The 26,134-nt window shown below is 42.0% G+C and carries 25 protein-coding genes; 21 read left to right on the forward strand and 4 right to left on the reverse strand.

Annotation, left to right across the window (positions count from 1 at the left end; all coding sequences use genetic code 11):
• Positions 1-172 precede the first annotated feature (172 nt).
• From pyrH to IUZ65_RS03920, 19 genes are all read left to right on the forward strand, one after another.
• On the forward strand, positions 173-904 hold the full coding sequence (pyrH, locus tag IUZ65_RS03830; RefSeq protein ID WP_195702476.1) for a UMP kinase: 732 nt from the start codon (positions 173-175) through the stop codon (positions 902-904).
• A 35-nt stretch (positions 905-939) separates the two neighbouring features.
• Positions 940-1,497, forward strand: coding sequence for a ribosome recycling factor (frr, locus tag IUZ65_RS03835; RefSeq protein ID WP_195702477.1), 558 nt, complete (start codon positions 940-942; stop codon positions 1,495-1,497).
• 98 nt (positions 1,498-1,595) lie between these two features.
• Positions 1,596-2,345, forward strand: coding sequence for an isoprenyl transferase (locus tag IUZ65_RS03840; RefSeq protein WP_195702478.1), 750 nt, complete (start codon positions 1,596-1,598; stop codon positions 2,343-2,345).
• A 16-nt stretch (positions 2,346-2,361) separates the two neighbouring features.
• Positions 2,362-3,204 carry a phosphatidate cytidylyltransferase gene (locus tag IUZ65_RS03845; RefSeq protein WP_195702479.1) on the forward strand — a complete coding sequence of 281 codons (843 nt, stop codon included), beginning with the start codon at positions 2,362-2,364 and terminating at the stop codon, positions 3,202-3,204.
• 72 nt (positions 3,205-3,276) lie between these two features.
• Positions 3,277-4,485: a 1-deoxy-D-xylulose-5-phosphate reductoisomerase gene (ispC, locus tag IUZ65_RS03850; RefSeq protein WP_195702480.1), complete on the forward strand. Its 1,209-nt coding sequence runs from the start codon at positions 3,277-3,279 to the stop codon at positions 4,483-4,485.
• Positions 4,482-5,840 carry a sigma E protease regulator RseP gene (gene rseP, locus IUZ65_RS03855; protein WP_195702481.1) on the forward strand — a complete coding sequence of 453 codons (1,359 nt, stop codon included), beginning with the start codon at positions 4,482-4,484 and terminating at the stop codon, positions 5,838-5,840. Before ispC ends, rseP begins: the two co-directional genes overlap by 4 nt.
• 104 nt (positions 5,841-5,944) lie before the next feature.
• Complete coding sequence (gene bamA / locus IUZ65_RS03860; RefSeq protein ID WP_195702482.1) at positions 5,945-8,359, forward strand: outer membrane protein assembly factor BamA; 2,415 nt, start codon at positions 5,945-5,947, stop codon at positions 8,357-8,359.
• Between the two features lie 12 nt (positions 8,360-8,371).
• Positions 8,372-8,881, forward strand: a complete 510-nt coding sequence (locus tag IUZ65_RS03865; RefSeq protein ID WP_195702483.1) for an OmpH family outer membrane protein — start codon at positions 8,372-8,374, stop codon at positions 8,879-8,881.
• Positions 8,882-8,885: 4 nt separating this feature from the next.
• Entirely contained in the window at positions 8,886-9,905 is a 1,020-nt protein-coding gene (lpxD, locus tag IUZ65_RS03870) for a UDP-3-O-(3-hydroxymyristoyl)glucosamine N-acyltransferase (RefSeq protein ID WP_195702484.1), read from the forward strand.
• A gap of 119 nt (positions 9,906-10,024) precedes the next feature.
• Complete coding sequence (fabZ, locus tag IUZ65_RS03875; RefSeq protein ID WP_195704987.1) at positions 10,025-10,462, forward strand: 3-hydroxyacyl-ACP dehydratase FabZ; 438 nt, start codon at positions 10,025-10,027, stop codon at positions 10,460-10,462.
• Positions 10,459-11,247 carry an acyl-ACP--UDP-N-acetylglucosamine O-acyltransferase gene (lpxA, locus tag IUZ65_RS03880; protein WP_195702485.1) on the forward strand — a complete coding sequence of 263 codons (789 nt, stop codon included), beginning with the start codon at positions 10,459-10,461 and terminating at the stop codon, positions 11,245-11,247. The genes fabZ and lpxA overlap by 4 nt, the downstream gene beginning before the upstream one ends.
• A 119-nt stretch (positions 11,248-11,366) precedes the next feature.
• Complete coding sequence (gene lpxB, locus IUZ65_RS03885) at positions 11,367-12,521, forward strand: lipid-A-disaccharide synthase (RefSeq protein ID WP_195702486.1); 1,155 nt, start codon at positions 11,367-11,369, stop codon at positions 12,519-12,521.
• A complete protein-coding gene (gene rnhB / locus IUZ65_RS03890) occupies positions 12,514-13,128 on the forward strand; it encodes a ribonuclease HII (protein WP_195702487.1) in 615 nt (204 codons plus the stop codon). The genes lpxB and rnhB overlap by 8 nt, the downstream gene beginning before the upstream one ends.
• A 24-nt stretch (positions 13,129-13,152) precedes the next feature.
• Positions 13,153-16,632, forward strand: coding sequence for a DNA polymerase III subunit alpha (gene dnaE / locus IUZ65_RS03895; protein WP_195702488.1), 3,480 nt, complete (start codon positions 13,153-13,155; stop codon positions 16,630-16,632).
• Between the two features lie 76 nt (positions 16,633-16,708).
• Positions 16,709-17,668: an acetyl-CoA carboxylase carboxyl transferase subunit alpha gene (accA, locus tag IUZ65_RS03900; RefSeq protein WP_195702489.1), complete on the forward strand. Its 960-nt coding sequence runs from the start codon at positions 16,709-16,711 to the stop codon at positions 17,666-17,668.
• Between the two features lie 152 nt (positions 17,669-17,820).
• A complete protein-coding gene (gene tilS, locus IUZ65_RS03905) occupies positions 17,821-19,134 on the forward strand; it encodes a tRNA lysidine(34) synthetase TilS (protein ID WP_195702490.1) in 1,314 nt (437 codons plus the stop codon).
• 45 nt (positions 19,135-19,179) lie between these two features.
• Positions 19,180-19,491, forward strand: coding sequence for a c-type cytochrome (locus IUZ65_RS03910; RefSeq protein WP_195702491.1), 312 nt, complete (start codon positions 19,180-19,182; stop codon positions 19,489-19,491).
• 83 nt (positions 19,492-19,574) lie between these two features.
• Positions 19,575-19,913 carry a nitrogen regulatory protein P-II gene (gene glnB / locus IUZ65_RS03915; protein WP_195702492.1) on the forward strand — a complete coding sequence of 113 codons (339 nt, stop codon included), beginning with the start codon at positions 19,575-19,577 and terminating at the stop codon, positions 19,911-19,913.
• 171 nt (positions 19,914-20,084) lie between these two features.
• Positions 20,085-20,954, forward strand: coding sequence for an endonuclease/exonuclease/phosphatase family protein (locus tag IUZ65_RS03920; protein WP_195702493.1), 870 nt, complete (start codon positions 20,085-20,087; stop codon positions 20,952-20,954).
• On the opposite strand, the gene IUZ65_RS03925 is transcribed toward IUZ65_RS03920, so the two are convergent.
• The 3 genes from IUZ65_RS03925 to gloB form a co-directional block, all read right to left on the reverse strand.
• Positions 20,943-21,629, reverse strand: a complete 687-nt coding sequence (locus IUZ65_RS03925; RefSeq protein WP_195704988.1) for a YIP1 family protein — start codon at positions 21,627-21,629, stop codon at positions 20,943-20,945. The genes IUZ65_RS03920 and IUZ65_RS03925 overlap by 12 nt on opposite strands.
• Positions 21,629-23,236 carry a lytic transglycosylase gene (locus IUZ65_RS03930; RefSeq protein WP_195702494.1) on the reverse strand — a complete coding sequence of 536 codons (1,608 nt, stop codon included), beginning with the start codon at positions 23,234-23,236 and terminating at the stop codon, positions 21,629-21,631. The genes IUZ65_RS03925 and IUZ65_RS03930 overlap by 1 nt, the downstream gene beginning before the upstream one ends.
• A gap of 70 nt (positions 23,237-23,306) precedes the next feature.
• Positions 23,307-24,065 carry a hydroxyacylglutathione hydrolase gene (gloB, locus tag IUZ65_RS03935; protein WP_195702495.1) on the reverse strand — a complete coding sequence of 253 codons (759 nt, stop codon included), beginning with the start codon at positions 24,063-24,065 and terminating at the stop codon, positions 23,307-23,309.
• A 38-nt stretch (positions 24,066-24,103) separates the two neighbouring features.
• Between gloB and IUZ65_RS03940 the strand changes: the two genes are divergently transcribed.
• The gene (locus IUZ65_RS03940) at positions 24,104-24,850 is read left to right on the forward strand and encodes a class I SAM-dependent methyltransferase (protein WP_195702496.1); all 747 of its coding nucleotides are present in this window, start codon (positions 24,104-24,106) and stop codon (positions 24,848-24,850) included.
• 17 nt (positions 24,851-24,867) lie between these two features.
• Here the strand turns inward: IUZ65_RS03940 and rnhA are convergent, their stop codons facing one another.
• Positions 24,868-25,329: a ribonuclease HI gene (rnhA, locus tag IUZ65_RS03945; RefSeq protein ID WP_195702497.1), complete on the reverse strand. Its 462-nt coding sequence runs from the start codon at positions 25,327-25,329 to the stop codon at positions 24,868-24,870.
• Positions 25,330-25,392: 63 nt separating this feature from the next.
• On the opposite strand from rnhA, the gene dnaQ reads away from it, so the two are divergent.
• Positions 25,393-26,130, forward strand: coding sequence for a DNA polymerase III subunit epsilon (dnaQ, locus tag IUZ65_RS03950; protein ID WP_195702498.1), 738 nt, complete (start codon positions 25,393-25,395; stop codon positions 26,128-26,130).
• The last annotated feature ends 4 nt before the right edge of the window (positions 26,131-26,134 follow it).

The following is a 26,134-nucleotide window of genomic DNA, read 5'->3' on the forward strand; positions in this document are numbered from 1 at the left end:
GTCATCGTATTGAAAGAGACCGTGGCCTTGGCTACGGTCTTTTTATGAATGCAATATAGTAAAATTTGAATCAGATAATTTAGCTATGATGAATCAACGTTTGAATTGAAGCTTGGTTAAAGCGTAAATTCATGACAGCTAATCAATAACTCTACACGGGAAGGTAAACTCCATGACGACAAACCCAAAACCTGCGTATCAACGTATTCTATTAAAACTTAGTGGTGAAGCTCTTCAAGGCGAAGAAGGCTTCGGCATCGACCCAGCAACTCTTGAGCGTATGGCCCAAGAGGTTAAAGAGTTGGTCGAGTTGGGTGTTCAAGTTGGTTTAGTTATCGGTGGCGGAAACCTGTTCCGTGGCGCTGGACTTGCTGAAGCGGGAATGAATCGTGTTGTTGGTGACCATATGGGAATGTTGGCTACCGTGATGAATGGCCTAGCCATGCGTGATGCGCTGCATCGTGCTTATGTCAATGCACGTGTTATGTCGGCAATCCCGCTTAAAGGGGTGTGTGATGATTACAACTGGGCAGACGCTATAGCTCAATTACGTCAAGGCCGCGTTGTCATTTTCGCCGCTGGCACAGGTAACCCATTTTTCACGACGGATTCTGCTGCTTGTTTGCGCGGAATTGAAATAGAAGCGGATGTAGTTCTCAAAGCCACAAAAGTGGATGGTGTATTTACGGCCGATCCTGTAGAAAACCCGGAAGCAGAGCTGTATGATAAGCTATCTTACAACGCAGTCCTTGAGAAAGAACTGAAAGTAATGGATTTAGCGGCATTTACATTGGCACGTGACCACAATATGCCAATCCGTGTATTTAATATGAATAAACCAGGCGCACTTCGTCGCGTGGTGATGGGTGAAGCAGAAGGTACACTGATTAGTAACGCTGATTAATTCATTCAAATTAGTTAAAAGTTTAAGGTGAAAACGTGATTAACGAAATCAAAAAAGACGCGCAAGAGCGCATGGAAAAAAGTGTTGAAGCGCTAAAAGGTACGCTTAGTAAAGTACGTACTGGCCGTGCACATCCAAGCATACTTTCTGGTATCACAGTCGAGTACTATGGTGCACCAACACCGTTAAACCAAGTCGCTAACGTGATAGCGGAAGATGCACGCAGCTTGGCGATAACCGTATTTGACAAAGCACTTACTCCTTTAGTTGAGAAAGCTATCATGAAGTCTGATCTTGGCTTAAACCCAATGTCTGCTGGTACTGTTATTCGCGTACCACTTCCTCCGTTAACGGAAGAGCGCCGTCGTGATTTAGTTAAGATCGTTCGTGGCGAAGCGGAAGGTGGTCGTGTTGCTATTCGCAATATTCGTCGTGATGCCAACGGTGATCTTAAAGGGCTACTAAAAGACAAAGAGATCTCAGAAGATGAAGACCGCAGGGCGCAAGACGACATTCAAAAGTTGACTGATGCCGCTGTAAAGAGCGTTGATGATGTTCTGGCTGCAAAAGAAAAAGACTTAATGGAAGTGTAGTTAATAACTACGTCTAATGTGATAAAACGCTGTGCTAACAGCCCAGCGTTTTTTTTATGCTATTATTTTGAACCAATCAAATTTATCAATTTATAATTATGCCTGATATCCAAGTATCCTCATCTCATTTTCCGAAACACATAGCCGTCATTATGGACGGAAATGGTCGTTGGGCAAAAGCACGAGGTAAACCTCGCGCTTTTGGTCATCGAGCAGGTGCTAAAGCGGTAAGGAAAACGATATCAGGTGCGGCGAAGCTAGGGGTTAAAGCCATTACTCTGTTCGCTTTTAGCAGTGAAAATTGGCGTCGACCGGAGGAAGAAGTGAACCTACTTATGGAACTCTTTATTTCGGCCTTGACGCGAGAAGTTAAAAAACTACATAAAAATAATCTGCAACTACGGGTTATCGGAAACGTCAGTCAGTTTAATTTGAAGTTGCAGGCGAAAATTGCTGAGGCGGAAGTATTGACGACGAATAACACTGGCATGGTTGTGAATATTGCGGCCAATTATGGTGGCAAGTGGGATATCGCCGAAGCAGCAAAATCCATCGCTTTAAAGGTTCAAGAAGGTTCTTTGCAACCGAGCGACATTACTGAAGAACTATTTGCAAAAGAACTTACTATGTCCGATTTGCCGGAAGTTGATCTTCTCATTAGAACCAGTGGTGAATGTCGCATAAGCAATTTTATGCTTTGGCAGCTTGCTTACGCAGAAATGTATTTTACGGATGTACTTTGGCCTGATTTTGATGAAGATAAGTTAGTGGACGCCGTCTCTTGGTTTGTCAGTCGAGAAAGAAGATTCGGCTGCACTAGCGGACAGATAAAAGCTTTAATGGATTAAATCTAAGGTAACGCATTTGAAACAACGAATAATTACAGCGTTAATACTCGCCCCACTAGCAGTGTTGGCTATTTTTGAACTCCCTTTGCCTCTTTTTTTACTGGTTGTAACTGGTATTACCGTTTTAGCACTTTGGGAGTGGGCTCAATTTGTAGGTAGTCAGTCGCGCTATTTGGCCATGGTTCCTACCTTAACGTGTTTGGTAATCAGTTATTGGGCTATTCCTTCTGACGTTGTCAGTTTAAACCAATTAACTTTTTCTCATATGGCCTTATTGATTGTCGCCTCAACCTGGTGGCTGATAGCAAGTGCGTTAGCAATAACCTATCCTAAATCGACCCGTTTTTGGCAACACTCCAAGGTATTACGACAGCTATTTGGTGTCCTAACTGTTTTGCCATTCTTTTGGAGCCTTCTAATATTAAGGGCTCAGAATATTGAGCTAGAGCCTTATCATGGCGCTAAATTAGTGCTGTTTGTCTGCCTACTTGTTTGGGCCGCAGACAGTGGAGCTTATTTTGCTGGTAAAGCAATTGGTAAACGTAAAATGGCACCGAATGTGAGTCCAAATAAAACGATTGAAGGGCTTGTAGGTGGTATCGTTGTTGCACTAATGGTGGGGGGAGTTACCGCCAATATTTTTGATATTCATTTTTCAAGTGTTGCTAGCATGATCATAATCACTTTGGTCACCGTCATTATTTCTGTTCTCGGCGATCTTGTTGAGAGTATGTTCAAACGAGTGTCTGGAATTAAAGACAGCAGCAATATTATCCCTGGGCACGGTGGTGTTCTGGATAGAATTGATAGTTTAACGGCTGCTTTTCCAGTATTTACACTGCTCTATTTCACAATTTAGCCGCTTCAAGAGGTATTCTAAATACCTCTTGAGTAATCTACTTACCATTCTATTTACGGCGGTTTTTTCTTGATGCAAAACATAACGATTTTGGGTGCAACAGGTTCAATAGGTAGTAGTACGCTTAAGGTTATTTCTGAAAACCCAGACAAGTTTTCTATCATAGCGCTTACCGCCGGTACAAATGTGAGTGCAATGAAGGCGCTTTGTATCAAATGGAAACCTAAGTTTGCTGCAATGTCTGATCTGAAGGCAGCCAGCTTATTAGAGAAAGAACTTAAGTCTCTTAATTTGTCGACAGTGGTTGTTGCGGGTGAAGCGGGTTTAAGTTTTGTTGCTTCTTTAGATGAGGTCGATAGTGTTATGGCGGCCATTGTAGGCGCTGCCGGGTTAGCGCCTACAATGTCGGCAGTCAAAGCGGGCAAACGTATTCTATTGGCAAACAAAGAAGCATTAGTTATGTCAGGCAGGTTGTTCATCGATGCCGTTGAGCAATATGGTGCAGAACTACTTCCCGTTGATAGTGAACACAACGCTATTTTTCAATGTTTACCAGAGCAAGTCCAAAAAAGTGTTGGTCGATGTGATCTTGATAAGTATGGGATAGATGCGATTTTGCTTACCGGATCTGGTGGTCCATTTCGCTATACCGATGTAGATAAACTACAACTAGTGACGCCTCAACAGGCCATTGCACATCCCAACTGGTCTATGGGACCAAAAATCTCTGTCGATTCCGCTACCATGATGAATAAGGGGTTGGAGTTCATTGAAGCTAAGTGGTTATTTAATTGCCAACGAGAGCAGTTAAAAGTGATTATTCATCCTCAATCGGTGATCCACTCCATGGTTCAATACAGAGATGGTTCTGTTTTGGCACAGATGGGGGAACCGGACATGTGTACTCCTATCGCGCTGACCATGTCTTATCCTGATAGAATATCCTCCGGTGTTTCGCCACTCGATTTTACGAAGGTTGGCGAGTTAACATTTTTAGAACCTGATTATGCCCGATACCCTTGTCTTAAACTTGCTATTGATGCTTGTTATGAAGGGCAACATGCGACAACGGCGATAAATGCAGCAAACGAAATTGCAGTCAGCGCATTTTTGAATAAACAACTGAACTTTACTGATATTGCTGTTGTCAATGAACGAGTACTTTCTAAGGTTTGTTCAGAATCGCAACACTTGGTTACGGATAACTTGGAAAGCTTGCTTGAGCTAGATAGAATGGCTCGTCGTCTTGCTCAGGAAGTGGTTAGAGAACGCTCATTATGAATGATATTTTATGGAACTTCGGCAGCTTTATAATTGCTTTAGGCATTTTAGTTGCTGTACATGAGTTTGGTCACTTTTGGGTTGCACGTAAGTGCGGAGTAAAAGTCGAGAAATTTTCCATTGGTTTTGGTAAGTCTCTTTGGAAAAAAACAGGAGCAGACGGCACGGAATACAACATATCAGCTATCCCATTAGGTGGGTACGTCAAAATGTTGGATAGTCGAGTAGATGATGTTCCCGAATCAATGTTGCCGCAGGCCTTTGATCGTAAGCCACTTTGGCAAAGAACCGCTGTTGTCTCCGCGGGACCACTATTCAATTTCTTATTCGCGATTTTCGCTTATTGGCTAGTATTCCTTATTGGTGTTCCCGCGATTAAACCCGTTATTGGTGAGGTTACTCCAAATTCTATTGTTGCACAGGCAGGGATAGAACCAGGAATGGAACTTATTTCTATTGCAGGTACCGAAACCTTAGATTGGGAATCAGTCAATATGAGACTGGTCTCTCACATCGGGGATGATCAAATGGTCATGACGTTGGTTCCAAGCAAAGGATACGGAGTCGAAGAGACCAAAATATTAGATATTAGAAACTGGAAGTATGATCCCGAAAAAGAATCGGCGATGCAAACGCTGGGTTTCTTGCCTTATCGACCAGAAATTTTCACCTCTATTGCTAATGTCGCGGATGCTAGTGCCGCTGAATCGGCTGGAATAGAGGTTGGTGACAAAATCGTGTCGATTGGTGGCGTGCTAATCCAAGACTGGCAGCAAGTCGTTGATGAAATTAGTTCTTCACCGAACCAGATACTAGAGTTAATTGTTGAACGAAACGGCGTTTCTACTTCATTACAATTGACGCCAGCAAGTAAAGAGTTGTCTAGCGGTAAGGTAATCGGCTACGCTGGCATCGGACCCAAAGTGGCAGACTGGCCTGATGAATACAGATTTGATCTACAATATGGTGTGTTTGAATCTGTTGGAAAAGCGTTTGATAAAACAGAGCAAGTCATCGCTCTTACATTTAGCATGCTTAAGAAGCTTGTGGTTGGTGATGTTGGTTTAAATAACTTAAGTGGACCAATTTCCATCGCCAAGGGTGCTGGAGCGACAGCGGGTTATGGCCTTGTCTATTTTTTAGGGTTTTTAGCGCTGATAAGTGTGAATCTAGGCATAATTAATTTGATGCCATTACCTATTTTAGATGGTGGCCATCTGCTATTTTATGCTATTGAAGCTGTTATCCGAAGACCTGTACCAGAAAAAGTACAGGAAATGGGCTTTCGAATTGGTGGAGCAATTATTTTCTCCCTAATGGCGATAGCTGTTTTTAATGATTTTATGCGTTTGTGATATCGATATACTCAAGAAAAGGCAAAGTGATTTACTTAGCGTTTTCCTGAGAATACAACCAAGCAGAAAGCAATCAGAAGTATCAAGGAATAGTCAGAACCGGTATGGCAATTAAGCAATTACTACTCGCTACTCTTTTAGTCGCAAGTTCAACAGTGAGTAGCGCAGAGCAGTTCACAGTGAAAGATATCAAGGTGGAAGGATTACAACGTGTTGCATTAGGTGCGGCTCTGTTGAAGATTCCCGTTCGTGTTGGTGATAATATCAATCAACAAGATGTCGCCGATATCATAAAAGCGCTATACAACTCCGGTAACTTTGAGAACGTCAAAGTATTGAGAGACGATGGTGTACTTGTTATTCAAGTGCAAGAGAGGCCGACGGTAGCGAACATCTCGTTTTCAGGTAATAGTGCGATTAAAGAAGAGCAACTGCAGCAAAACCTAGACGCTTCAGGCGTAAGGGTAGGCGAGGCTCTTGATCGAACAACCTTAAGTCAAATTGAGAAAGGTTTAGAGGATTTCTACTACAGCGTTGGTAAGTATAACGCGACCGTACAAGCTGTAGTGACGCCACTCCCTCGAAACCGAGCGGACCTAAAGTTCGTCTTTTCTGAAGGGGTGTCTGCAAAAATTCAGCAGATTAACTTCATTGGTAATGAGGTTTACGATGACGAACAACTTTTATCTCGTTTCGATCTGAATGTTGATATCTCTTGGTGGAATTTTCTTGCCGACGATAAATATCAGAAACAAGTGCTGGCGGCCGATTTAGAAGCGCTCAAGTCATTTTATCTAAATCAGGGTTATTTGAAGTTTAAAGTGGATGCGACTCAGGTAGCAATATCGCCAGATAAAAAAGGCGTGTACATCACTTTAAACTTGGATGAAGGCAAGCCGTATACCATTGAAAATGTCGTTTTCAAAGGCGAATTGATTGGTAAAGAGTCTGAATTCGAACAGATGGTTCCATTTGAAGATGGTGATCTCTATAACGGCGCATTGGTAACGGGATTAGAAGAAAACGTTAAAAAGACCATGGGTGAAGCCGGTTATGCTTATCCCAACGTTTTTACACAGCCTGAATTCGATGACGAGAATCAAACCGTAAACCTAACCATTAATGTTGAGGCTGGTAATCGTATTTATGTTCGAGATATTCGTTTTACGGGTAATAACTCGACAAAAGACGAAGTCCTTCGACGTGAAATGCGCCAAATGGAAGGTAGCTGGTTAAACTCAAAAGCGATCGAGACCAGTAAATCTCGACTCAACCGTTTGGGTTTTTTCGAGACGGTGAACGTACAGACCGTGCGTGTACCGGGTACGGATGACCAAGTCGATTTGGTTTATACGGTTAAAGAAGCGAACTCCGGAAGTATCAATTTTGGTGTTGGTTATGGTACCGAATCTGGTATTAGCTTCCAGGTTGGCTTACAACAAGATAACTTTGCGGGTTCTGGTAATCGTGTTGGCATCAATGCAATGATGAATGACTATCAGAAAAACATAACCTTAGAGTACCGAGACCCATACTGGAATTTAGATGGTGTGAGTTTGGGTGGCAAGGTTTTCTATAATGAATTTGAAGCCTCTGAAGCGGGTATTGTTGATTATACTAACCAAAGTTATGGTACAAGTTTGACCTGGGGTTTCCCTTTTGATGAGCTCAATTTCTTTGAAATAGGTTTGGGTTATACACACAACAAAATTTCTAACCTAGATTCTTATGTCCAAATAGAACAATTTTTGAAAGCTCAAGAAGATAACATAAGTAGTTCTGGTGAGTTAGAAGTTGATGATTTTGATATTACTCTGACATGGACGCGTAATAATCTAAACCGAGGGTACTTCCCAACGGCTGGTAATCATCAGAGAGCGTCTTATAAAGCGACAGTACCAGGATCAGATGTACAGTACTTTAAGGCTCAGTATGATGTTCGTCAGTACTATCCATTGACGAAGAAACATGAGTTCACACTGCTCCTTAGAGGACGCCTTGGCTATGGCAATGGTTATGGGGCTTCCGATGACGGAAATGATAACCTGTTTCCATTCTATGAAAACTATTATGCGGGTGGTTTTACTACGCTCCGAGGCTTTGGTTCTAACTCTGCGGGGCCAAAAGCAGTGTACGATGAAGGTGTAGGTAATAACCCTAATTACGCTGCAACTGACGATGCGGTTGGTGGTAATGCGGTCGCGCTCGCGAGTGTTGAGTTGATTGTTCCAACCCCTTTTGCCTCTGAAGAGATGCAAACCCAAATTCGCACTAGTGTATTTTTTGATATGGCGAGTGTATGGGATACAGAGTTTAATTATTTAGAGAATAATATTTCTTATGGAGAGAAATATTATTATGATTATTCTGACCCAATGAATTATCGTGCGTCTTATGGTGCAGCGGTACAATGGATGTCTCCGATGGGGCCATTAGTATTCTCCGTTGCGAAACCAATTGAAATTTATGAAGGTGATGACGAAGAGTTTTTCACTTTCACAATAGGTAGAACCTTTTAAAAGGAAAATGTTTTGAATAAATTAGTTAGAACTGTTGGTCTTAGTCTTGTTGTTGCAAGCTCTGCATTTTTTGTTAACGCAGCCGAAGCCGCGCAAAAAATTGGTTATGTTAGCACGGGCTATATCATCAGTAAGTTTCCTCAGCGCGAAGCTATTGTGAAGAAACTTCAGGCAGAATTAAAAGATGATAGAGCTGAGTTAGAGCGACTTCAGGCATCGATGACCAAAAAAAGTCAAGAGATTGAACGTAATGGCGCTCTACTTGGTGAAGAAGGTATTCAGAAGCTAAAAATTGAAATCAGCCAACTCAATGCTGAAGGTCAAATTAAGCAAGATGCTTATAAGAAAAAAGCACAATCTTTAGACGTTAAATCTAGACAGCAGATGGTTGCCGTTATTCAAAAAGCGACCACTAAAATTGCCGAAAAAGAAGGCTATGACATGGTTATAGATAGCCAAATACTTCTTTATTCAAATGAAGAATCAAACCTAACTGAAAAAGTACTAGCAGAGCTTAAATAATATTATGCCTAGAGTGACGCTTGCTGAATTAGCCGCGATTACCGGCGGTGCATTACATGGTGATGGCGATGTCGTTGTGACCTCTGTTGCCCCGATGGATACGTCCGGTGACGGTCAGATTACCTTTCTTTCTAATGTGAAATATCGCAAGCATTTAGGCGAATGCCAAGCTTCTGCGATAATGGTGAAAGAGTCGGAGTTAGAGCTTTGCAAGACTAACGTATTGGTCGTATCCGACCCGTATCTAGCCTATGCTCTTGTTGCTCAGGCCTTAGACTCGACACCTAATCCGGCGAGTGACATCCATGCGTCCGCGGTTGTCGCAGACGATGTGACGTTGGGGGAAGGGGTAACGATTGGTGCCAATGCAACGATTGAATCCGGAGTCACGCTTGGAGACAGTGCTTCTATTGGTGCCGGTTGTTTTGTCGGTAAAAACAGCGTGATTGGTAAGGGAAGCAAGCTCTGGGCAAATGTATCGATTTATCATGGTGTTCAGATTGGTGACTTATGTTTAATCCAATCAAATACAGTGATAGGTTCGGACGGATTTGGTTATGCGAATAACAAAGGTGAGTGGATTAAAATCCCTCAAGTCGGCTCGGTTAGGATCGGCAATCGGGTAGAAATTGGAGCATGTACTACTATTGATAGGGGTGCACTAGATGATACCGTTATTGAAGATAATGTCATTCTAGATAATCAACTGCAAATTGCTCATAATGTGCAGATCGGATATGGCACCGCCATTGCGGGTGGTACAATCATTGCTGGCAGTACTTCTATTGGTAAATACTGCATTATTGGTGGTGGTAGTGTTATCAATGGTCATATACAGATTGCAGATCAGGTAACGATAACGGGTATGGGTATGGTGATGAGAAGCATACCAGAGAAGGGGATGTTTTCGTCCGGCATACCAGTGCAACCCAATAGAGAGTGGCGAAAAACAGCGGCTCGAGTGCATCGTATCGATGAACTAAATAAAAGACTGAAAGCAGTAGAGAAGACGTTGGAATCATAATCACCATCAATCTCTACTCATTACTGAAAAGGTCTGCAAATAGCGGATCTTTTTCGTTTATAATTACAACCAATTGAATTGTTAATAGGAATATGGTTTTGACTACTGAAAAGAAAACAATGGATATCACAAGAATTCAGGAATTGCTTCCACATCGTTATCCATTTTTACTGATAGATAGAGTGACTGAGTATGTAGAAGGCAAATATCTTATTGGCTTGAAAAATGTATCAGTAAATGAACCTCAGTTCACCGGCCACTTTCCAAAGATGCCTATTTTTCCCGGTGTACTTATTTTAGAAGCAATGGCACAAGCCACAGGTTTACTTGCTTTTGCCACGTTTGGTGCGCCAAAAGAGAACGAATTGTATTATTTTGCTAGTATTGATAAAGCAAAGTTTCGTAAACCCGTTGTTCCAGGTGATCAATTGGTTATTGAAGTTGAGTTTTTAAAAGAACGCAGAGGCATTGCGGTGTTTACTGGCGTTGCGAAAGTAGATGGCGCTGTAGTCTGTTCTGCTGACCTAAAATGTGCACGTAGAGAATTCCAATTATGATCCATGAAACTGCTCAGATTCATCCAAGCGCAATCGTAGAAGATGGCGCAGTTATTGGTGCAAATGTTAAAATTGGCCCATTTTGTACCGTTGATAGTAAGGTAGAGATTGGCGAAGGAACCGAGCTTTTATCACATGTAGTGGTAAAAGGCCCGACGAGAATAGGTAAAGACAATCGTATCTTTCAGTTCGCCTCTATAGGTGAAGAGTGCCAAGATCTCAAGTTTGCGGGGGAAGACACTCGCCTTGAAATTGGCGATCGCAACACAATTCGTGAGAGCGTGACCATGCATCGAGGTACGATTCAAGACAAGGGTATTACTAAAGTTGGTAATGATAACCTGTTTATGATCAACGCGCATATTGCGCATGATTGTATTGTCGGTGATCGCTGTATTTTTGCTAATAATGCGACGCTTGCAGGGCATGTGACTATTGGTCAGCAAGCAATCATTGGCGGCATGTGTGCTATCCACCAGTTCTGTCACGTAGGAGACCATGCGATGCTTGGTGGTGGTTCTATCGTTGTGCAAGACGTACCGCCTTATGTGATGGCGCAAGGTAATCATTGCGCGCCTTTCGGTATAAATATCGAAGGTCTTAAAAGACGTGGTTTTGAAAAGAAAGAGATCCACGCGATACGCAGAGCATATAAAGCGTTATATCGTAACGGTAACACCGTTGAAGAAGCAAAAATAGAGATAGCGAAAGAAGCGGAAGAGTTTGCGGGTGTTAAACTATTCTTAGAATTTTTAGAGAATTCATCTCGAGGAATTATCCGTTAGTTATTAATATTAAATGGCGAACATTTTAAAAGATCGTAACACTGGTTACGGTCTTTTTTGTCTTTACAGTTTCTTTGTTGATACACTTTTTGTTTATACAGTTATAGGGAATGGAATTTATGCCTCAATCTCGTCCTCTTGTTATCGGCATTGTTGCTGGTGAACTATCAGGAGATACTCTGGGCGAAGGCTTTATTAAAGCAATCAAACAGCAGGTGCCTGATGCGCAATTCGTTGGCATTGGCGGCCCTAAAATGAATGCGCTAGGTTGCCAGTCGTTGTTTGATATGGAAGAGCTTGCGGTCATGGGGTTGGTGGAAGTGTTAGGCCGATTACCTAGGCTTTTGAAAGTGAAGGCTGAATTAGTAAAGTACTATACATTAAATCCCCCGGATGTATTTATTGGTATTGATGCGCCTGACTTTAATCTGCGTTTAGAGAAAAACCTTAAAGATTCGGGTATTAAAACGGTCCATTACGTGAGCCCTTCCGTATGGGCTTGGCGTCAAAAACGAATTTTTAAAATCGAAGCAGCGACCAATCTTGTGCTGGCATTTTTACCATTTGAAAAAGCGTTTTACGATAAGTTTGACGTACCATGCGAGTTTATTGGCCATACTCTTGCGGATGCCATCCCTTTAGAAAACCCCAAAGAGCAAGCCAGAGAAACACTTGGCTTGAATCAAGACAAAAAATGGCTCGCAGTATTGCCGGGAAGCCGTGGTGCAGAACTGAAAATGTTGGCACAACCATTTGTCGAAACGTGCAAAAAACTCCACCAAAAACATCCCAACCTCGGTTTTGTTGTTGCGTTAGTCAACGAAAAAAGACGGCAACAGTTTGAACAAGTGTGGAAGACTCTGGCGCCTGAATTGGAATTTACCTTAGTTGATGATACCGCTAGAAATGTGATTCAAGCATCTGATGTGGTGATGTTAGCTTCAGGAACGGTGGCACTAGAATGCATGCTAGTTAAAAGACCAATGGTTGTCGCTTATAATGTTAATCCTATCACTGCGTTTATCGCTAAACGTTTAGTTAAAAGTGAATTTGTTTCTCTACCCAACATCCTTGCGGGTAAAGAGATGGTGAAAGAATTTATTTTAGAGCAGTGTCATGCTGAAAATCTCTTCAATGAGGTTGATAGGTTGCTCTCTGATGACAATGTTGAGATGTTAGAAAAATTCACAGAGATGCACCATTGGATTCGTAAAGGGGCCGATCAACAAGCCGCAACGGCAGTATTGAAATTAATGGGCAGATTGAATGATTAAAGAATTTCCTCCATTTGAATATCCACAAGGGTTCCGTCTATTCGCAGGTGTTGATGAAGTGGGTCGTGGGCCCCTTGTCGGTAATGTCGTCACCGCCGCCGTTATTCTCGACCCCAATAATCCTATTGAAGGCTTAACTGACTCAAAAAAGCTTTCAGAAAAGAAACGATTAGCACTTTTTCCTGAGATTAAAGAGAAGTCGCTCGCTTGGTCTATTGGGCGTTGCTCTCCTGTTGAAATAGATCAACTCAATATTTTACATGCCACAATGCTTGCTATGTCTAGAGCGGTAGAAGGGTTACATATTCAACCCGATTTTGTATTGATTGATGGAAACCGGGTACCTGATATAGTAATGCAGGCTCAAGCCATTGTGAAAGGTGATTTACGAGTAGCGGAAATCAGTGCCGCTTCCATATTGGCGAAGGTAGTACGAGACAAAGAGATGGAAGAGTTGGATAATCAATATCCAGAATTTGGCTTTGCTAAGCACAAAGGCTACCCAACTAAAGCGCATTTTGAAGCTATTGATAAATATGGTGTGATAGAACAGCATAGAAAGAGCTTTAAGCCAGTTAAAAAAGCGTTAGGTCTCTGTGAGTCCTAAACCTTGAACGAGTAACCAAAAATAATGTCTGATCCAAAGTTTATACACCTAAGAGTGCACAGTGATTATTCCATGGTTGATGGACTGTCTAAAGTCCCGCCATTGGTGAAAAAGGTTGCCGAGCTTGGAATGCCAGCAATGGCGCTCACTGACTTTACTAACTTATGCGGGTTAGTGAAATTTTACAATACTGCGCACGCCTGCGGAATAAAGCCAATAATTGGTGCAGATTTTGCGATGCAGTCCGATCTCTTTGGTGATGAGTTAACGCAGATAACGGTTATTGCTAAAGATAATAAGGGATATAACAACCTTACATTGCTTATATCTGAGGCATATCAAAGAGGTCACGTACAACATCAACCTGTTATTGATAAAGATTGGTTAGTGAACCATAAAGAAGGGCTGATCATTCTATCCGGCGGTAAAAATGGCGAAATAGGTAGAGCGTTACTCAAAGGTAATCAACCCTTGGTCGATCGCTGTGTTGAGTTTTACAATACCCATTTTCCCGATCATTTTTATTTAGAACTGTCGCGAACGGGAAGAGCAGACGAAGAGAGTTATTTACATTTTTCGCTCGAATTAGCTGATAATGTAGGACTGCCAGTGGTCGCGACGAATGAAGTTGTGTTCCTGCATACCGAGCAGTTTGATGCACATGAAATTCGTGTCGCGATACATGATGGATTTACTCTGGTCGATCCGCGAAGACCTAAAAATTACAGTGCTCAACAATATTTGCGTACCGAAGATGAGATGTGTGCTCTATTTTCAGATATCCCAGAAGCCCTTGAAAATAGTGTCGAGATTGCGAAACGATGTAATGCTACGGTTCGATTGGGTGAAATTTTCTTGCCAAATTTCCCAACAGAAGGGATGGAAATTGAAGATTATCTGGTTAAAAAATCAGAAGAAGGTCTAGAAGACCGCCTTGAGTTTTTGTTCCCTGACGAACAAGTTAGATTGGATAAACGAGCAGATTATGACGAACGTCTTAAAATAGAACTTAAAGTGATTAACCAGATGGGATTTCCTGGTTACTTCTTGATAGTTATGGAGTTTATTCAGTGGTCGAAAGATAACGATGTGCCCGTTGGCCCTGGCCGAGGGTCTGGTGCTGGTTCTTTGGTAGCTTATGCGCTAAGTATTACGGATTTAGATCCATTAGAATACGATCTCCTGTTTGAACGCTTCTTAAATCCCGAACGTGTATCTATGCCCGATTTCGATATCGATTTTTGCATGGATAAACGAGATCAAGTGATTGATCATGTGGCAGAAATATATGGGCGTGATGCCGTATCACAGATTATTACCTTTGGAACCATGGCCGCTAAAGCGGTAATACGGGATGTTGGTAGAGTCCTTGGCCACCCATATGGCTTTGTTGACCGCATCTCTAAGTTAATCCCCCCCGATCCCGGTATGACCCTTGAAAAGGCATTTAAAGCAGAGCCTCAGCTTCCAGAAATTTATGCGGCTGATGAAGATGTAAAAGAACTTATTGATAAGTGCCGAATCTTAGAAGGCGTAACACGTAACGCGGGTAAACACGCCGGTGGTGTTGTTATTTCTCCCACTACGATTACGGATTTTGCGCCAATTTATTGTGATGCTGATGGGAATTTTCCTGTTACTCAATTTGATAAAAATGACGTAGAAACCGCTGGATTGGTGAAGTTTGACTTTCTTGGTTTGCGTACACTGACCATTATCGATTGGGCGCTTGGCCTAATTAATCCCCGTTTGAAAAAAGAAGGGAAAGATCCGGTTCGAATCGAATCGATTCCACTTGAAGACCCTCGTTCATTTAGAAAGCTACAAGATTCTGAAACCACTGCCGTATTCCAGTTAGAATCCCGCGGTATGAAAGAGCTTATCAAACGACTTCAACCAGACTGCTTTGAAGATATTATCGCATTGGTGGCGCTTTTTCGTCCGGGACCATTACAGTCCGGAATGGTCGATAACTTTATTGACCGTAAGCACGGTCGTGAAGCGGTATCTTACCCAGATGAAACATGGCAGCATGATTCGCTTCAAGAGACATTAGAACCGACCTACGGCATTATCTTGTATCAAGAACAGGTAATGCAGATTGCGCAGATCCTCGCGGGATATACGCTAGGCGGTGCCGATATGTTGCGGCGTGCGATGGGTAAGAAAAAACCGGAAGAGATGGCAAAGCAGCGTTCGATATTTGAACAAGGGGCTATTGATAACGGTGTCGACGGTGAATTGTCGATGAAAATATTTGACCTTGTAGAAAAATTTGCAGGGTATGGATTTAATAAATCGCATTCAGCGGCTTATGCACTCGTTTCTTATCAAACCCTGTGGCTTAAAACCCATTATCCTGCTGAGTTTATGGCTGCGGTTATGACGGCTGATATGGATAACACCGAAAAGATCATTGGGTTGGTGGACGAATGTAACCGAATGAAGTTAAAGGTTTTACCCCCAGATATTAATGCTGGAGATTATCGATTCAATGTGGATGAATCTGGTGCGGTTGTTTACGGTATCGGAGCGATTAAAGGTGTTGGTGAAGGGCCCATTGAAAATATCATTGAAGCGAGAAATAGCGGAGGTCATTTCAAGGATCTCTTCGATTTCTGTGCTCGTATAGACTTGAAAAAAGCCAACAAACGCGTCATCGAAAAATTAATCCAAGCTGGTGCGTTGGACCGTTTAGGGCCGCATAGGGCAGCCATGATGGCGTCAGTCAATGCGGCAGTTAAAGCAGCTGGTCAATATCATCAAGCTGAATCATTTGGTCAGTCTGATATGTTTGGTGTGTTAACGGATGCACCAGAAGCGGTAGAGCAAGCTTACGCACAGGTGCCTGAATGGCCAGAAAAAATATGGTTGGAAGGAGAACGTGAAACCTTAGGGCTTTATTTGACCGGACATCCAGTTAATGCATATTTAAAGGAACTTGCGAAGTACACTAGTTGTCGACTAAAAGATGCAACGGTAACAAGGCGTGATCAAAGTGTGACTTTGTCTGGCTTAGTTATTGCGGCAAGAGTGATGACAACTAAGCGTGGATCTCGTATTGGTCTTATGACATTAGATGACAGATCGGGTCGAATTGAGGTAATGATGTTCTCCGATGTGTTGGATAGGTACGCAGAATTACTAGAAAAAGACAGAATATTAGTGATTTCTGGACAGGTCAGCTTTGATGACTTCAATGGTGGCCTTAAAATGTCTGCGCGAGAAGTGATGGATATTGGTGAAGCCCGTGAGAAATATGCTCGTGGATTATCGGTGTCGATCATGCAGTCGCAAATAAATGCTCAGTTTTTTGAACGATTTAGTGCAATATTGGAGCCACACAAAGCGGGAACCGTTCCAGTAAATGTGTATTATCAAAGGGAAGATGCTAGAGCAAAGCTCGCATTGGGAACTGAATGGCGAGTAACGCCAAACGACACATTGATAGACGAATTAAAACAGTTACTTGGGAAAAAACAAGTAGAACTCGAATTTAACTAAATTCAGTTGTGATAACCTAATCATTAACTATATTGTTTATAGTGGTTAATCGCAGCTGTTTAACAAAGGATTCATGATGAGCCTGAACTTTCTAGAATTTGAAAAGCCTATTGCTGAACTAGAAGCAAAAATCGAAGCACTTCGAGATATGTCTCGCCACGGTGGTGATACAACGGTGGATCTAGATAAAGAGATTTCTCAATTAGAAGAGAAAAGCTTAGAGCTTAAAAAGAAAATATTTAACGATTTAGGTGCATGGCAAGTTGCACAGCTTGCTCGTCATCCTCAGCGTCCTTATACATTAGATTATCTTGAACATGTATTTACTGAGTTTGAACTATTAGCAGGTGACCGTGCTTATGGCGATGATAAAGCCATTGTTGGTGGTATGGCTCGTCTAGATGGACGGCCAGTTATGGTTATTGGTCACCAAAAAGGGCGTGAGACGAAAGAAAAAGTGATACGCAACTTTGGTATGCCAAAACCAGAAGGATACCGTAAAGCGCTTCGATTAATGCAGATGGCTGAGCGTTTTAATATGCCTGTTATTACCTTTATTGATACGGCTGGTGCTTATCCAGGTGTCGGTGCGGAAGAGCGCGGGCAATCTGAAGCTATTGCTAGAAATCTAAAAGTGATGTCGGGTCTGAAAGTGCCTATAATTTGTAATGTGGTCGGTGAAGGTGGTAGTGGTGGTGCATTAGCTATTGGAGTTGGTGATTACGTCAATATGCTTCAATATTCAACCTATGCGGTGATTTCTCCTGAAGGGTGTGCTTCTATTCTTTGGCGTGATTCAGATAAGGCGCCACAAGCGGCTGAAGCGATGGGACTTGTTGCGCCACGTTTAAAAGAATTAGAGCTTATTGACGAAATCATTGAAGAGCCATTGGGTGGTGCGCATCGAGACCCTATTCAGATGGCTAAGAATATGAAAGCCAATTTAATTAAACAACTCGATGAACTCGTTGAGTACGATAGTGATACTTTGCTTGAGCGCCGATACCAGCGTTTGATGAACTATGGTTATTGTTAAGATAGAAGCAAATGAAAACGGATTAAGTTAGAATAAAACGGACCCTTGGGTCCGTTTTATTGTTTTTAACCGTAAACGTAAGCTAATCAGCATGCAGTTTAAGACTATTTTCCTCGGCTGTGATTAATTACGTAAACAATTGAGGCCCGGCTTTGTTAGATACTCTTACTTCATGTCTTGAAAAATACCGACAACCTCACAGCCGTGTTGTTCTGGCATTAAGCGGTGGTGTTGATTCAAGAGTATTGTTGGATCTGCTTGCGCGTTATCAGGCAATACATAAAGAGGTAACCTGCTTAGCGGTTCATGTTCATCATGGATTAAGTGATAATGCGGATGAATGGGTTTCCTGTTGCCAGACTTGGTGTGATAACGACGGTATTGAGCTGTTCGTCGAGCACGTTGAACTCAATTTAGCTCGCCAGGTGAGCACAGAACAAGAAGCCCGCAACAAGCGATATCAAGCCTTAGAAAAACATGTCAAGAAAGACGATATACTGATAACTGGCCAACATAATGCGGATCAGATGGAAACGTTTTTATTGGCTCTGAAAAGAGGTAGCGGTCCAAAAGGTCTATCTGCAATGCCTGAATGCGCTCATTTTTCCGACGGTTTATTGATTCGTCCTCTCTTAACCACTAACCAAGTCGCGATAGTTGAATATGCGCATTCTAAACAACTAGACTGGAATGAAGATGAGAGTAATCAAAATACTCAATATGATCGAAACTTCTTGCGACAAGAGGTCATTCCCAAACTGAAAGTGCGATGGCCAAACATAGAACAATCCGTATTAAGAAGCAGCAAGTTGTGTGCGAATCAAGAATCGCTCATTAATGAATTACTAAATGAAAGGCTAATACAGTTGACTGACGTTGATGGCAGTTTGTCTATCCTGCAACTGGGTCAACAGAGTGAACTTGCTAGAAATCAATTACTAAGGCTCTGGCTAAGCGCTAGACACAGTATGATGCCGTCTTTAGCGCAATTAAGCCTGATTTGGAAAGAGGTGGCGTTAGCGAAAAAGGATGGTAATCCTAAAATAAATATCACGTCTGGAGAAGTGAGACGCTTCAAAGGTCGACTCTATTTTGTGGACAAAATACCAGATGTTACCGCATGGTCTGATTCGTTACCTTTCCAACAACGACTGGCGTTACCTGAGAAACTGGGTCATATTCAACTTATTAATAAATGTGTAGGAACATCGCTGTCGCTGCGTTTACCTAGAGAAAATGAACGAGTATGGGTTCATTTTAATCCACAAGGTTTGACCGCTCATCCTGTTGAGCGAGTACATAGTAGAAAGTTGAAAAAACTGTTTCAAGAATATGGAATGCCAAGTTGGTTACGTACGCGAACACCTATTATTATGTATGGTGATCAGCTCGCTATGGTTGCAGATCTTTTTGTGTGCAAAGAATTTCACGGTGATGATTGTGAAATTCTATGGGATAAAGTATAAGAGTGTAAGCTCAATAATTAGAATATATAAATTAAAGGAAGCGTTATGAATAAGTTAGTAACTGGATTAGTAATGGGTACGGTGTTGTTTAGTGGGTCTGTGTTAGCTGGTGACCCAGTGGCAGGAAAAGCGAAATCAATGGTATGTGGGGCTTGCCACGGTGTTGCAGGTATATCTGCCATTGACGGCTATCCAAACCTAGCTGGTCAAAATGAAAAGTATATTATTTCTTCAATTAAAGCTTATCGTAGCAAAGAACGAAATGGCGGTAATGCAGCAATTATGCAACCACAAGCCGGAATACTTAGCGATCAAGATATCGAAAACTTGGCGGCATATTACTCGCAAATGAAGTAAGCTTGTTAGATTGTCAGTATTGGTTATTTCGTTGATTTCAATAGTAATGCTGTCATAGATGTAAGTAGGATTAAGGGACTAATATGAAAAAAATTGAGGCAATCATCAAGCCGTTTAAATTGGATGATGTTCGTGAAGCGCTAGCAGAAGTTGGTATTACAGGTATGACAGTATCTGAGGTCAAGGGTTTTGGCCGTCAGAAAGGCCATACAGAATTGTACAGAGGCGCTGAATATGTGGTTGATTTTCTGCCAAAAGTGAAACTTGAAATCGTTGTTACTAGCGATGTCGTTGATCAATGCATAGATACGATAATTGAAACAGCTCAAACGGGTAAAATCGGAGACGGTAAGATATTCGTTACGAATGTTGATCGTGTGGTACGAATTCGTACTGGCGAAGAAGATGAAGATGCTATCTAAGCGTGGTTGAATAAAAAGGGGCTAAGGCTCCTTTTTTGTTTTCTATCCTTAAACACCAACTTCTAAGGCGGTGGTTACCTTTCAAATCGGCCTTCTTTGTCGGTGGGTTTTCACCTCATCTTTATAATTTCATTGTATAAATGATTTTTTAGTTAGTGGTAATAATAGGGCATGAAGAAAGTCATCAAATCGATTCTAATACTGTGTGCATCTCTTGTTGTATTGGCACTATTCTCTTTTCAGGTTGTTTTTGATGTACCCGAACAGCCTCAACAACTCTTGCTAAGTCACGATCAAACGCAAGTTACGCCTATCTGTTACCAAAACCCATCACCGAAACCGATTGATAAAAATGGCCATATTAACCTTTTGGTGTGGAATATATACAAACAGAATCGAGATGATTGGGAACCTGCACTTAACCAATTTAGTCATGACGCACAGCTACTTTTGCTTCAAGAGGCGAGCCTTACAGACGCATTTAAGATGTGGATTGAAAAGCAATCGTGGGGAAGCAATTACGTAAAAGCATTTTCGGCTTTTGATATTAGCGCTGGTGTGGTTAATCTCGCCTCTAATTTCCCTATAACAGCTTGTGCATTTAGCGCCAAAGAACCATGGTTAAGATTACCCAAGTCAGGATTATACGCTTTGTATCTATTGTCTAATGGTCAGCAACTTGCCGTTGTAAATGTACACGCCATTAATTTTTCCTTGGGGACAACAGAGTACCGGCAACAGCTCTCTCTACTGAGAGAGGAACTCATGCAGCATGCTGGACCAATCATTATGGCTGGAGATTTTAATACATGGAGTGAGGGCCGACTTGCAGAACTAAATGAACAGGTTGTAAAACTGGCACTTCATGAGGTGGCATTTGACCCAGATAACCGAAAGCTTTTCGTCAATGGTTTGCCTCTGGATCATGTTTTTTATAAAGGGTTAACATTGATAAATGCAAAAGCGCCCGTAACGGACGCTTCGGATCATAACCCTTTAATAGTCAATTTTAAGTTCAGTGACTCACGACTAAAAAATTAACAGGTATAAAGCCCAGATGAGGTAATATCCAAGCCAAGGAAGGGCCGAAATAGCAAAAGCCTGACCTTTGGTGAACTCAGTCCAAGCCCCAATAGCCGCATAGCCGAGCACAATGTACCACGGTAGTAACAACGGCAAGGCACGAGTGAAAGAAGACCATTCATTCGTTAGCGGTAGTTTTAGTAAACCATTCAAACTGTTCAAATCCGCTGCATAACTCATCACATTGCCATGATTGATCAAAAGACTCACATAGCTTGCAAAGTCACCGAGAACGGCTGGAAATATGACGACACTGGAGGCCGCAAACCATTTCCAATAACCGTGCTGATGACGGCTAGGTTTTGCAGCCAAGAAAAACCAAAATGCAAGTAAACCAATATTTAGGGTTCTATTAAATACAGCATTTAGAATCTCACTTGCCATGAGAGTATTAGGCTCAAGTAAGACTATTTTATCTGGGGATGTTGCTTGAAGTTGTTCGACTAAGTTGAATTTTAACCATTCAAAATCAACAATATCGAAATAATACCCCCAAAATAGGAATGGAGTTAACATTAGAAGTACATAGGTTTGCCAGCCCCAAGCGCCTCTTTTATAGAGCGCTGCGAAGCATGAGGTTGGAGCTCGAAATATATCAACAACCATGGATAATGGGTTACTAGAAGGAACTATCATACGCTGACCTTAGTGACATCGACATAAAGCTTAAGGCTCTGGCCCGGCTTGATGTACTTTTTCTTAGCCAGATTGTTCCATTTTACAATATCTGAGCTCTTAACATTAAATTTATTCGCAATACCACTAATGGTGTCTCCTGTGCGAACTTTGTAATGAACGGTACGCATAACTGCGCCGTCACTATTATTTTTCCAGATGACGAGTCGTTGACCAATTTTTAATGTGTCTTTCGGGCCCATACCATTCCATTTAGCTAAAGATTGATATGAAACTTTATGTCTTCTAGAAATTGTCCATAGGCTGTCGCCACTTGAAACGGTGTGAGTAACCTTAAACTTCCCTCTGGCTGTGGACTGTGTTTTGGCCAAACGATTTTTGGCACTCAACGCATAAGCCTCGTCACCTTTTGTCGATGTTGGAATCATCAAATGCTGTCCAACACGAATCATATTTCCGGAAAGGTTATTCGCTGTTCTGATTATCTTACTTGTTGTTTCATGGTCTCTTGCGATGACACTCAGTGTATCGCCAGATTTCACCTTATAGCGAATAAGTTTCACACCTTTACCACGGTTTTCTTCTACCGATTGACTAAATGGTTCGACAGCGTCGAGTGGTAATAAAAAGTGAAAGGGTCCTTCAGGTGCAGTGGCCCATTGGTTATAGGCTGGATTGTAGCTTTGCAGTTCAGTGACAGAAAGCCCGGCGTAGTTAGCCGCTATCGCGAGATCAAGTTGCTCTTTTGGATCAACGCTTTGTAATACCGGTTTGTTTGCAATAGCAGGGATGCTGATACCATACTTTTCTTGGTTAGCAACAACATCCGCTAAAGCAAGTAATTTTGGAACATAACTGCTGGTCTCTTTAGGCAATTCAAGAGAGAAAAAATCTATCGGCTTACCCGCTTTATTATTTTTAGTTATCGCTCGAGATACACGTCCACCGCCGCTATTGTAGGCTGCGATGGCATGATTCCAATTACCATCAAATCGTTTGTTCAAATAGGTTAAGTAGTCTAGCGCTGCATCCGTAGCCGCTGATACATCACGTCTACCGTCATACCAATAGTTCTGTTCTAAACCATACATCTTTCCTGTACCTGGTATAAATTGCCATAGTCCTGCGGCGCTACCATGTGAATAAGCAAAGGGGTCAAATGAGCTTTCTACCACGGGCAAAAGTGCAAGCTCTAGTGGCAAGTGACGTTGTTCTATTTTCTCTACTATTAAATAGAGGAAAGGCTCCGCTCGGCTAGATACGGCAGCTAAATGATTCGGATGGCTAATAAACCAATTACGATAGTAGTCGACACTTTTGTGGTCGGGAACCTCTAGTCGTAACTGAATTGCAATACGTTCCCAAACGTCATCGCGATTCCAAGGTGTAATGTCCGGTTTATTGATATCACTTTGTGACGGTGTCGTACCACCGTTAGCAGACTCTATCGTATCAGTATTGCCAGTATTTACAGCACTGGAATTAGAGTCTGATTGATGGTTGGTGCCTGTGGTCGAATTTGTCTCAGAAGAAGAGTCAATTTGTTGAGTCGTTTGGCAACCTGCCAACAGAAGCACCACGATCCAACTAAACAGCGTTCTCATTTATCTAACCTTGTTAAAAATTGACTGCTGATGATACTTGCGCTCATATACAGTGACAAGCTAGAAAACGTTAAAATGCGTTCTTCCACTCTCTTAAAGCAGTAAAGACTCCAATTGCAGATGTTTCTTTGGTTCTATTCGCAATGGAATTAATGATGCTAGGTTGATCAACTCGTAAGAAAGGATTAATAAGTTTCTCTTTTTGCAACGTTGTAGGTAGCGTTGGCTTTCCTTCTGCTCTTAATCGAAAAACGTCTTCACGATAGGCGAGTAAGTTTTGATTATCAGGTTCTACAGCCAACGCAAAAGAAACATTCGAGCTGGTATATTCGTGCGCTGGGTAGACCTCCGTTTCATCAGGGAGGGCGAGTATCTTATTTAAAGATTCAAACATCTGTTCAGGCGTCCCCTCAAAAATGCGACCACACCCTGCTGAGAATAAAACGTCGCCACTAAAGAGTTTACCATCGCCGACATAGCCAAGGTGTCCATTAGTATGCCCAGGTAGATCAAGCACTAAGAATGTTTCATCAAACAGTGAGAATTGCGCTCCACCATTTAAGTGGTGAGTAAGGTATGAAATATTTTCTTTTTCAGGGCCAACAATTTTTATGTTTGGAAAGGCATCTAACAGAGCGGAAACACCACCAATGTGATCGCTATGATGATGGGTAATGAGTATTGCTTCCAATGTAAGGCTGTGTTGATTGAGATACTCCAAGACTGGCGTTGCGTCACCGGGGTCAACAATCGCACAACGTTTATCGCTATTTTGAATTAGCCAGATGTAATTGTCATTGAATGCGGGTATGCTCTTGATGGTTAACATTTTATTCTCCAGCAATGAATTGTAAGTTTAAGGTATCGATGAAACCAGCTCGTACTGCAAAAAAAATCGAACAACCTCACTCATGGCAGCATCTAAAAAATGGTGCTTGGGTATCCGAATCCATCCAGATGAGGCTAGACGAGTGGTGCCCTAAATTATTCGGTTATCACATGCTAAAGCTTGGTGGACTTAGTTGTGAGATAGCAAGTAGGATGTGTAATATTCAGCATCAAGTCAACCTTGATATCAAAAACTCACAGCATACTGTCATTGCAGAACATTACGACCTTCCCTTCTTAGAAAAAAGTATCGATGTAGTGCTTCTTGCCCATCAGTTAGATTACTGCAGTGATCCTCATCGTCTGTTGCGTGAAGTGGATAGAGTGATGGTAGACGATGGATATCTAATTATTACCGGTTTTAACCCTATTAGCTTGATGGGACTCTCTAGCTTAATGCCGTGGAGGAAAAACAATCTGCCATGGAGTGGACGTATGTTTACTCCAAACCGAATTAAAGATTGGTTAGGCTTATTGAACTATCAAGTTGTGCACATTGATAGGTATGCAGTATTTCCAATGAAACATCCATTTTGGACTTGGTTGGAAAATAGCATGGGCGATCGATTAGTACCTTGTGGCAGTCTCTATTTTATTGTCGCGAGAAAGAGAACCTACCCACTTAAATTGATTAAGCCTCATTGGCGATTAAAACGAAAATTATCGCCAGTAGGGGTGAATATGAGAGTTGGAAGCCGCGCTGAATCGACGAAGAGTACTGATTAGCAATTCAAAGCGTGAAATTAACCTTCATAACCTTCATCAATATCTGACGGCGCTTCCGCAGCCGCTCTTGCTATCTCATCGCATATCTCATTTTCTCTATGCCCTGCATGCCCCTTAACCCATCGCCAGTCGACAATATGACGGGACGCTTCAAGATCAAGCGCTTTCCAAAGGTCCGCATTTTTCACTGGTTTTTTGTCGGATGTCTTCCATTCGCGCTTTTTCCAGTTGTGGATCCATTTAGTGATGCCTTGACGAACGTATTGGCTGTCCGTAGTCAGGATGACATGACAAGGTTCTTTCAGTGCTTTTAATGCGACGACTGCTGCGAGCATTTCCATTCGATTATTTGTCGTTAACGTATAACCGTTGGATAGCTTCTTTTCTGTCTTTTTATATCTAAGCACAATGCCATAACCGCCGGGCCCGGGGTTACCTAAACATGATCCATCGGTGAAAACTTCAACTTGTTTCGTCATGATTTGATACTATTACTCGATAAGCCAACTTCAATATAAATATAGTCTGACATACATATCATTATGAATACTAGTAACAATTCGAACCAACAACGAATCGTGGTACTTGATACCGAAACAACAGGTATGAACCAAGAAGGTGGACCCACCTATTTGGGGCACCGAATCATTGAGATTGGTGCTGTAGAGATCATTGATAGGAAGCTCACTGGTAAGCACTTTCATGTTTATATAAAACCGGACAGGTTGATTCAAGAAGAGGCCATCGGTGTTCACGGTATTACCGATGAATTTCTTCGCGATAAGCCCATGTATCGAGAAGTCCATCATGAGTTTTTAGAGTTTATTAAAGGTGCGGAACTTGTCGCGCATAATGCGCCCTTTGATGTCGGCTTTATGGATTCTGAATTCGAGAAGCTTGATCGTAGCATTGGTAAAACAAGTCAGTATTGTAACATCACCGATACGCTTGCCATGGCAAAAAAAATATTCCCAGGCAAGAGGAACAACCTCGATATTCTATGTGAGCGCTATGGAATAGATAACTCGCATCGAACACTACACGGGGCTTTACTCGATGCTGAAATTCTAGCCGATGTTTATCTACTCATGACGGGTGGACAAACTTCCTTGGCATTTACTGGTGATCAACAATCAAATAGCGATGGCGAATCGATTAGACGATCGGTATCTGAAAGAAAATCTCTTAAGGTTTTACGTGCATCTGCCGATGAAATAGAAGCACACCAAAAACGTTTGAATATCGTCGAGGAAGGCGGAAGCTGTCTCTGGCGACAATAGAGGA

This window comes from Vibrio sp. VB16 (assembly GCF_015594925.2).
Taxonomy (GTDB): domain Bacteria; phylum Pseudomonadota; class Gammaproteobacteria; order Enterobacterales; family Vibrionaceae; genus Vibrio.

Bases quoted from the DNA above. Each gene is read 5' to 3' on its own strand.
- pyrH (WP_195702476.1), top strand. From the start codon at position 173: ATGACGACAAACCCAAAACCTGCGTATCAACGTATTCTATTAAAACTT.
- gloB (WP_195702495.1), bottom strand. From the start codon at position 24,065: ATGTTAACCATCAAGAGCATACCCGCATTCAATGACAATTACATCTGG.
- accA (WP_195702489.1), top strand. From the start codon at position 16,709: ATGAGCCTGAACTTTCTAGAATTTGAAAAGCCTATTGCTGAACTAGAA.
- IUZ65_RS03920 (WP_195702493.1), top strand. From the start codon at position 20,085: ATGAAGAAAGTCATCAAATCGATTCTAATACTGTGTGCATCTCTTGTT.
- ispC (WP_195702480.1), top strand. From the start codon at position 3,277: ATGCAAAACATAACGATTTTGGGTGCAACAGGTTCAATAGGTAGTAGT.
- IUZ65_RS03940 (WP_195702496.1), top strand. From the start codon at position 24,104: ATGAAACCAGCTCGTACTGCAAAAAAAATCGAACAACCTCACTCATGG.
- lpxA (WP_195702485.1), top strand. From the start codon at position 10,459: ATGATCCATGAAACTGCTCAGATTCATCCAAGCGCAATCGTAGAAGAT.
- IUZ65_RS03910 (WP_195702491.1), top strand. From the start codon at position 19,180: ATGAATAAGTTAGTAACTGGATTAGTAATGGGTACGGTGTTGTTTAGT.
- lpxB (WP_195702486.1), top strand. From the start codon at position 11,367: ATGCCTCAATCTCGTCCTCTTGTTATCGGCATTGTTGCTGGTGAACTA.
- glnB (WP_195702492.1), top strand. From the start codon at position 19,575: ATGAAAAAAATTGAGGCAATCATCAAGCCGTTTAAATTGGATGATGTT.
- rnhA (WP_195702497.1), bottom strand. From the start codon at position 25,329: ATGACGAAACAAGTTGAAGTTTTCACCGATGGATCATGTTTAGGTAAC.
- dnaQ (WP_195702498.1), top strand. From the start codon at position 25,393: ATGAATACTAGTAACAATTCGAACCAACAACGAATCGTGGTACTTGAT.
- rseP (WP_195702481.1), top strand. From the start codon at position 4,482: ATGAATGATATTTTATGGAACTTCGGCAGCTTTATAATTGCTTTAGGC.
- bamA (WP_195702482.1), top strand. From the start codon at position 5,945: ATGGCAATTAAGCAATTACTACTCGCTACTCTTTTAGTCGCAAGTTCA.
- IUZ65_RS03930 (WP_195702494.1), bottom strand. From the start codon at position 23,236: ATGAGAACGCTGTTTAGTTGGATCGTGGTGCTTCTGTTGGCAGGTTGC.
- fabZ (WP_195704987.1), top strand. From the start codon at position 10,025: ATGGATATCACAAGAATTCAGGAATTGCTTCCACATCGTTATCCATTT.
- rnhB (WP_195702487.1), top strand. From the start codon at position 12,514: ATGATTAAAGAATTTCCTCCATTTGAATATCCACAAGGGTTCCGTCTA.
- dnaE (WP_195702488.1), top strand. From the start codon at position 13,153: ATGTCTGATCCAAAGTTTATACACCTAAGAGTGCACAGTGATTATTCC.
- IUZ65_RS03840 (WP_195702478.1), top strand. From the start codon at position 1,596: ATGCCTGATATCCAAGTATCCTCATCTCATTTTCCGAAACACATAGCC.
- lpxD (WP_195702484.1), top strand. From the start codon at position 8,886: ATGCCTAGAGTGACGCTTGCTGAATTAGCCGCGATTACCGGCGGTGCA.